A 7263-nucleotide genomic window follows, 5' to 3' on the forward strand; every position below is an offset into this window, starting at 1 on the left:
GCTTTCAAGGGGCGCGGGGAACTGTGCGACCAGCCCCCACTCACCCGCAGACGACTCACGACCGGCAGGGGCGGCGGGGGTGGGGCAAAGCCCCGGCCCTGCCACCCCGGCCGTGGGTTCACGGAACGAAGGACCCGCGCTTCGTCCCGCGTTCAACCCCCGTTCAGGCGCGAGCGGGACCGTGTCGCCGAAAACCGGAGCCGCCCCACACGGTCACCCACGGTCACTCCTCCACCGTCACAGGAGACACCATGCCGCTCACCCGCAGGGACTTCGCCAGACGCACCGCGATCACCGGGGCCGGCGTCGCGCTGTCCGGCAGCGTAGGCGCCCTCGCCACCGCCCCGAACGCTCTCGCGGCCACCGACACCGAGGCCACGGAGACGGCGATCGGTTACGGGCCGCTGATCCCCGACCCGGACGGCATCCTCGCCCTGCCCGAAGGATTCACCTACCGCGTCATCACGTACAGCGGGAGGACCAAACTGGAGTCCGGCGAGTTCACCCCCTCCAACCACGACGGCACCGCCACCTTCCGCGGCCCTCGCGGCACCACCCTCCTCGTCAACAACCACGAGCTCAAGGGCCCCCGCGCCAACTGGAAGTACCCCGTGCCGCTCACCGAGGGGCTCGTCTACGACCCCGCCGCGTCCGGCGGCTGCACCGTCGTCGAGGTCCGCCCCGACGGCCGCGTCGCCGAGTGGGTCGGCATCGCCGGCACCTCCACCAACTGCGCGGGCGGCAGCACCCCGTGGGGCACCTGGCTCACCTGCGAGGAGAACTCCGACAAGGCCGGCGTCAACGGGATGACCAAGGACCACGGCTACGTCTTCGAGGTCGACCCGGCCGACCGGCGCGCCAACCGCGACCCCAAGCCCCTGAAGTTCTTCGGCCGCTACGACCACGAGGCCGTCGTCATCGACCCGAAGCGCGGCCACGCCTACCTCACCGAGGACGCCGCCGGCCCCAACGGCCTCTTCTTCCGCTGGACCCCGCCGAAGGGCTTCGAGTACGGCCCCGGCCGGTTCCGCGCGCTCGCCGACGACGCCGGTGTCCTCCAGGCGCCCAGGTGCTTCGACTCCGGCGGCCGTTACGTCGACGACCTCTCCCGCGCCACCAAGGTCGGCACGGTGTACGGCGTCGACTGGGTCGACGTCCCCGACCGCGACGCGCGGACCGTCGCCGTGCGCAAGCAGTTCGGTGCCGACGAGGTCACCCGCGCCCGCAAGCTGGAGGGCATGTGGTGGGGCGACTCAGGCGCGTACATCGTCTCCTCGTACGCCCGTGAGGAGAGCCCCGGTGCCGCGCACGACGGCCAGGTCTGGTTCTACGACCCCAAGCGCCGCACCCTGACGCTCAAGGTTCTTCTCGGCGTCAATCCCGACCCGTCCGTGGACGGTGCCTTCGACGGGCCCGACAACATCACCGTCTCCCCGTTCGGCGGCCTCGTCCTCGCCGAGGACGGTGAGGGCGTCTCCCACCTGTTCGGCGCCACCGACAGCGGCCGTACGTACCCGATCGCCCGCAACGACCTGAACATCGGCACCGAGGAGGAGCCCGAGTACAGCGAGTTCGCCGGCGTCACCTTCTCCCCCGACGGGAAGACCCTGTTCGCCAACATCCAGTCGCCCGGCATCCTGCTCGCCGTCACCGGGCCGTGGAAGCGGCAGAAGGGCTGCTGAACCCGCCGCCGTACGAGGGTGGTTAATTCGTTCGCCCGTCCCGCGGCCGTCCTCCTAAAGTGATGCACGTCCAGGTGCGAAGGCAGGACCTACTTCCACTCTTAATGGGGAGGCCGCGGGTTCGAATCCCGCCGCCGGTGCACAAGCCGGTGTAGCTCAGCGGCCAGAGCGCCTATGTCGGTTCCGCCGGCCTTGAACTCTGGACACCACAACTTCACATGCACCTCCCGGTGCGCAGGCTGCGGCTACTTCGTTGTCATCGAATCCACGCCGCCGCCGTATTGATCTCGGGAGGCGCGACAGATGGTGGGTGCCCGGTGCGCAGGCAGCGGTTACTTCTTTGATCGGACGGTTGCGGGTTCGAGTCCCGTCGGCGGCTTCGCGTCGCCGTAGCTCAATCGGTAGAGCATCTGGAAATACCGTCGCCGATTCCCGACCTCGGGCACCCTCCATTTGTCGCGCCTCCCTCCGAACACGAAGAATTCGGGGGAATTCACCATGGCGCGATTCAACACCAGAGCGGCCAAGGCACAGCCGACCTCGCGCGTGACGTCCACGGGCCGTGTGCTCCGTACATATGAGGGCGGACGCGGCCGTGAGCGCGACGCCCGCTCGGAGCTCTTCCTGCTCGCGGTCTCCAACTTCGTCTCGCAGCAGACCTTCTACGAGACCGGCGCCGACCGCGACGACCGGTTCGCGCGGCTCGTGCGCGAGCTCGCCGTGTCCGACTCGGCGTGGACGGCCGCCCTGCTCGGCTGGCTGCGCGGTGAGGGCAACCTGCGGACGGCCTCGATCGTGGGCGCCGCCGAGTATGTGAAGGCGCGCCTCGACGCGGGCGCCTCGGACGGTCCGTCGAACCGTCAGGTCGTGGCCTCCGTGCTCCGGCGGCCCGACGAGCCCGGCGAGCTGCTCGCGTACTGGACCGCCCAGTACGGTCGCGCCGTACCCAAGCCGGTCAAGCGCGGTATCGCCGACGCCGTACGACGGCTGTACAGCGGCAAGGCGCTGCTGAAGTACGACACGGCGTCCAGGGGTTACCGCTTCGGCGACATCCTCAACCTGGTGCACGCGGCCCCGGACCCCGACAAGCCGTGGCAGGGCGAGCTGTTCCGGTACGCGCTGGACCGCCGGCACAACCCGGACACGGCCGTGCCGCCCGCCTCGAACCGTGTGCTCACCGCGCACCGCGAGCTGATGGCGCTGCCGGTGGAGCGGCGGCGGGCGGTCGTCACGGCCCCGGACGGTGCCGAGCGGCTCGCCGCGGCCGGCATCACGTGGGAGGCGCTGGCCGGCTGGCTCCAGGGCCCGATGGACAAGGCGGCCTGGGAGGCCGTGATCCCGTCCATGGGTGCGATGGCGTTGGTGCGGAATCTGCGCAACTTCGACGAGGCCGGTGTCTCCGACGAGGTGGCGGCCCAGGTCGCCGCCCGTATCAGCGACCCGGCGGAGGTCGCGCGTTCGCGGCAGTTCCCGTTCCGCTACCTCGCCGCGTACCAGCACGCGCCCTCGCTGCGCTGGTCGTACCCGCTGGAGCAGGCACTCGGCCACTCGCTGGCCAACGTGCCCGCGCTGCCCGGCCGGACGCTCGTGCTCGTGGACCGCTCGGGCTCGATGTTCTACTCGCGGATGTCCGACCGGTCCGAGCTCAGCCGGGCCGACGCGGCGGCGATCTTCGGTACGGCGCTCGCGCTGCGGGCGGCCGACGCGGATCTCGTCGAGTTCGGCACGACCAGCGCCCGGGTGCGGTTCCGCAAGGGGGAGTCGGTGCTGAAGATCCTCGGCCGCTTCGGCGACCTGGGCGGCACCGACACCACCGAGGCGGTGCGGAGGCACTACAGGAAGCACGACCGGGTGCTGATCGTCACCGACGAGCAGTGCACGTACAGCCACTACGGCGACCCGACCGAGCAGGTCCCGGCGCACGTGCCGGTCTACACCTGGAATCTCGCCGGGTACCGGGCGGGCCACGGTCCGTCCGGCAAGGCGAACCGGCACACCTTCGGCGGCCTCTCGGACGCGGCCTTCCGGATGGTCCCGCTGCTGGAGGGGGCACGGGACGCCGACTGGCCGTGGGCCGCCTGAGCGGTTGAACGACGATCCAACGGTCCGGCGGTCCGGCGGTCCGACGATCCGGCGGTCCGGGGGGCCCGGGGGACGGATCGACCGGCGGACCGAGCGGGGAAGGGCTGGGGCCCGTACTTCGGTGCGGGCCCCACTCTTGTGCGCCAGTGACCTGGTATCTAACATTTCAGTTCGTGGACGCCATTCAACCCGTGCGCCGCACCCTCCTCAGGGACCGCGCCTACGAAGCGATCCGGGACGCCATCGTCGCCGGGGAGATCGAACCCGGCGCGGTCGTGCGCGACGCCGAGCTCGCGGACCGGCTCGGGCTCTCCAGGGCGCCGGTGCGCGAGGCCTTCACCCGGCTGGTGGACGAGGGGCTGCTGGAGAGCAAGCCGCAGAGCTACACCCGGGTCACCCCCGTGGTGGCCGCCGAAGTACGGGACGCGGCGGCCGTGGTCGGGGCCATGCACGAGCTGGTCACCCGTGTCGCCGTACCCCGGCTGTCCGCCGCGGACGTCGAGACGATGCGCCGGTCCAACGAACGGTTCGCGGCGGCCGTCGAGGCGGGCTACGTGGACAACGCGCTGCGTGCCGACGACGACCTGCACGACGTGCTCGTACGCGTCAGCGGCAACCACGCGGCCGCCGCCACCATCGCCCGCTACACCCCGCTGATCCGCCGTCTGGAGCGGCGGAGGTTCGGGGAGGGCGGCAACTGCCGTTCGGCCGGGCTGCACGATCAGCTCATCGAGGCCTGCGCGGCCGGTGACGTGGACACGGCGGTCCGGGTCACCGCGGAGATCTGGCGGGGCCTGGAGGAGCTCGCCGACGACGAACCAGAGGCCCACTGAACCAGGAGGAGCCCCCATGTCCGCTGCTTCCCCGTCCCCGTCCCTCCCGTCTGCGTTCCTCCCGTCCGAGTCCGCTTCCCCGACGCTCTCCTCGTACGAGCGCTACCCGCTGCTCTTCGGGCCCTCACCGGTGCATCGGCTGGAGCGGCTCACCGAGCACCTCGGCGGTGCGGCGCTCTGGGCCAAGCGGGAGGACTGCAACTCCGGTATCGCGTATGGCGGCAACAAGACCCGCAAACTCGAGTACCTCGTCGCCGACGCCCTCGCGCAGGGCTGCGACACGCTGGTCTCCATCGGCGGTGTGCAGTCCAACCACACGCGCCAGGTGGCCTCGGTCGCCGCCCGGGCCGGGCTCAGGTGCGTGCTGGTGCAGGAGAGCTGGGTGGAGTGGCCGGACGCCGTGTACGACAAGGTGGGCAACATCCTGATCAGCCGGCTTGCGGGTGCCGACGTACGGCTCGTACGGGCCGGTTTCGGGATCGGCTTCAAGGAGAGCTGGGAGCAGGCGCTCAGGGAGGTCGAGGAGGCGGGCGGCAAGCCGTACGCCATTCCGGCCGGCGCTTCCGACCATCCCCTCGGCGGGCTCGGCTTCGCCGGATGGGCGTACGAAGTCGCCGAGCAGGAACGGGAGCTGGGCGTCTTCTTCGACACGGTCGTGGTGTGTTCCGTGACCGGTTCGACGCAGGCGGGCATGGTCGCCGGCTTCGCTGCCCTGGAGGAGGCGGGTGGACGCCCCCGGCGTGTGCTGGGCATCGACGCCTCCGCGGAGCCCGCCCGCACCCGCGAGCAGATCGCCCGGATCGCCCACCGTACGGGGCAACTCATCGGCGTGCGCGGGGAGCTGACGGAGGCGGACGTCGAACTGGACGAGCGGTACCACGCGGGCACCTATGGAGTCCCCGACGCGGCGACGCTCGACGCGATGCGTCTCGCGGCCCGCACCGAGGGCATGGTCACCGACCCCGTGTACGAGGGGAAGTCGATGGCCGGAATGGTCGACCTGGTGGCGCGCGGTGAGATCGGCCGGGACTCCACCGTGCTGTACGCCCACCTCGGCGGGCAGCCGGCGCTCAACGCGTACAGTGCGCTGTTCTGACCGGCCGGTCCGCAGTCGGCTCCGGCTGGTTCACAGTCGGCTCCGGTCGGTTCACAGTCGGCTCCGGCCGGCTCCGGGTGGCCGTCCCGGCGGGAAAACGGCTCGCCGGGTGCCGGGCCGGGCAGTAGGTTCCTCCCGTGATTGATCATGGATTACAGGACAGAGCCGGCCGGCGCGTCACCCTCCGGGAGATCGGTGACGGGAACTGGCGGGCGGTCGCCGACATAGCGCCCCGCGACGAGCAGCGCGGTTTCGTCCCCGCCCTCGCTGCCCGGTACCTCCTGCTGTCGATGCGCGAGGGGGTGTGGAACTCCCTGGCGGTGCACGCCGGTGAGGATGTCGTCGGGCATGTCATGTGGGGCCGGGACGACGACGGCTCGTACTGGATCGGGGGCATGCTGATCGACGGCGCGGAGCAGGGCAGGGGGCTTGGCCGCGCGGTCGTCCGCACCCTGGTGGACTGGCTCGCGGCCCGTGACGACTGCCGGGAGATCCGGCTGTCGTACCACCCGGACAACACGGCCGCCGCGCGGCTGTACGAGTCGCTCGGCTTCGTGTCGACGGGAGCGGTCGAGGACGACGAGATCGTCGCCGAGCTCGCCGTTCCGGTCCATGGGCCGACCGGTCGCCCGAGCGGGGCCTAGCCCAGGGCCCTTCTGATGGATCTCCGCGGCGTCTGGTGAGGCTCCCATGCTCCGCACGCTCCGCTTCGCTCGCTCGGGAGGGGCCCACCGGCCCACCGCCGTGTTGCCGGAGCGTCCGCACAGCTCCGCGATGAGGACGCTCCGGCGCCTTGCGACGCACCGCACCCCACCTTCGGCTGCGAGCGGGAGACGGCCCCATCGCCGCCGCGGCCTGTCCGGCCCTGATCCGCCGGACAGGCCCCCGCGTCGTCGCCCGGTGGCCGCCCGCTGCGGGGGCACGCGTGTCGAGCGGGCGGCCTCACCAGGGGCGGGACCACGACGGGACGCGCTCCGGTCCAAAGCGCCCTAAAGCGCCTGGGCCGCGGGCTTCACCATCCCCCGGACCGTACGGGACTTCACGAAGTCGCCCATCGCCGTCATCTCCCACTCGCCGGAGAACTGGCGGATCAGCTTCGCCATCATCACGCCGGTCTGGGGCTCGGCGTTGGTGAGGTCGAAGCGGACCAGTTCCTCGCCGGTCGCGGCGTCCAGCAGGCGGCAGTAGGCCTTGGCGACCTCGGTGAACTTCTGGCCGGAGAAGGAGTTGACCGTGAAGACCAGTCCGCTGACCTCCTGGGGGAGACGGCCGAGGTCGACCGTGATCACCTCGTCGTCGCCTCCGCCCTCGCCCGTGAGGTTGTCGCCGGAGTGCCGGATCGCGCCGTTCACGATCTGGAGCTTGCCGAAGTAGCAGCTGTCGATGTGGTTGCGCTGCGGGCCGTACGCGATCACCGAGGCGTCCAGGTCGATGTCCTTGCCGCGGTACGCCGGCTCCCAGCCGAGGCCCATCTTGACCTGGGAGAGGAGGGGGCGCCCGCCCTTGACCAGGGAGACCGTCTGGTTCTTCTGGAGGCTGACGCGGCCCTTGTCGAGGTTGATCTTGCCGG

At 71.1% G+C, this 7263-nt stretch carries 6 protein-coding genes and 2 tRNA genes; 7 read left to right on the forward strand and 1 reads right to left on the reverse strand.

From position 1 onward, the window contains the following. Positions 1–251: 251 nt before the first annotated feature. The 7 genes from FNH04_RS37885 to FNH04_RS37915 all read left to right on the forward strand — a co-directional run bounded on the left by FNH04_RS37885 (position 252) and on the right by FNH04_RS37915 (position 6337). The gene (locus FNH04_RS37885) at positions 252–1682 is read left to right on the forward strand and encodes an alkaline phosphatase PhoX (protein ID WP_152790371.1); all 1431 of its coding nucleotides are present in this window, start codon (positions 252–254) and stop codon (positions 1680–1682) included. A 64-nt stretch (positions 1683–1746) separates the two neighbouring features. Next, positions 1747–1824: transfer RNA gene (locus tag FNH04_RS37890), tRNA-Lys, on the forward strand. A gap of 130 nt (positions 1825–1954) precedes the next feature. Further along, positions 1955–2061 (forward strand) — tRNA-OTHER (locus FNH04_RS37895). 119 nt (positions 2062–2180) lie between these two features. Next, positions 2181–3764, forward strand: coding sequence for a TROVE domain-containing protein (locus tag FNH04_RS37900; protein WP_152790372.1), 1584 nt, complete (start codon positions 2181–2183; stop codon positions 3762–3764). A 173-nt stretch (positions 3765–3937) separates the two neighbouring features. Next, entirely contained in the window at positions 3938–4597 is a 660-nt protein-coding gene (locus tag FNH04_RS37905) for a GntR family transcriptional regulator (protein ID WP_322725023.1), read from the forward strand. Positions 4598–4613: 16 nt separating this feature from the next. After that, the gene (locus FNH04_RS37910) at positions 4614–5693 is read left to right on the forward strand and encodes a 1-aminocyclopropane-1-carboxylate deaminase (RefSeq protein ID WP_228031849.1); all 1080 of its coding nucleotides are present in this window, start codon (positions 4614–4616) and stop codon (positions 5691–5693) included. 137 nt (positions 5694–5830) lie between these two features. Beyond that, positions 5831–6337 (forward strand): GNAT family N-acetyltransferase, encoded by a 507-nt coding sequence (locus FNH04_RS37915; protein ID WP_322725026.1) that lies wholly within the window; start codon positions 5831–5833, stop codon positions 6335–6337. Positions 6338–6682: 345 nt separating this feature from the next. Here the strand turns inward: FNH04_RS37915 and FNH04_RS37920 are convergent. Beyond that, positions 6683–7263, reverse strand: a 581-nt coding sequence (locus FNH04_RS37920; RefSeq protein ID WP_194236950.1) for a TerD family protein, incomplete at its 5' end; no start/stop codon positions are given.

This window comes from Streptomyces phyllanthi (genome assembly GCF_009377205.1).
GTDB classification, from domain to species: domain Bacteria; phylum Actinomycetota; class Actinomycetes; order Streptomycetales; family Streptomycetaceae; genus Streptomyces; species Streptomyces phyllanthi.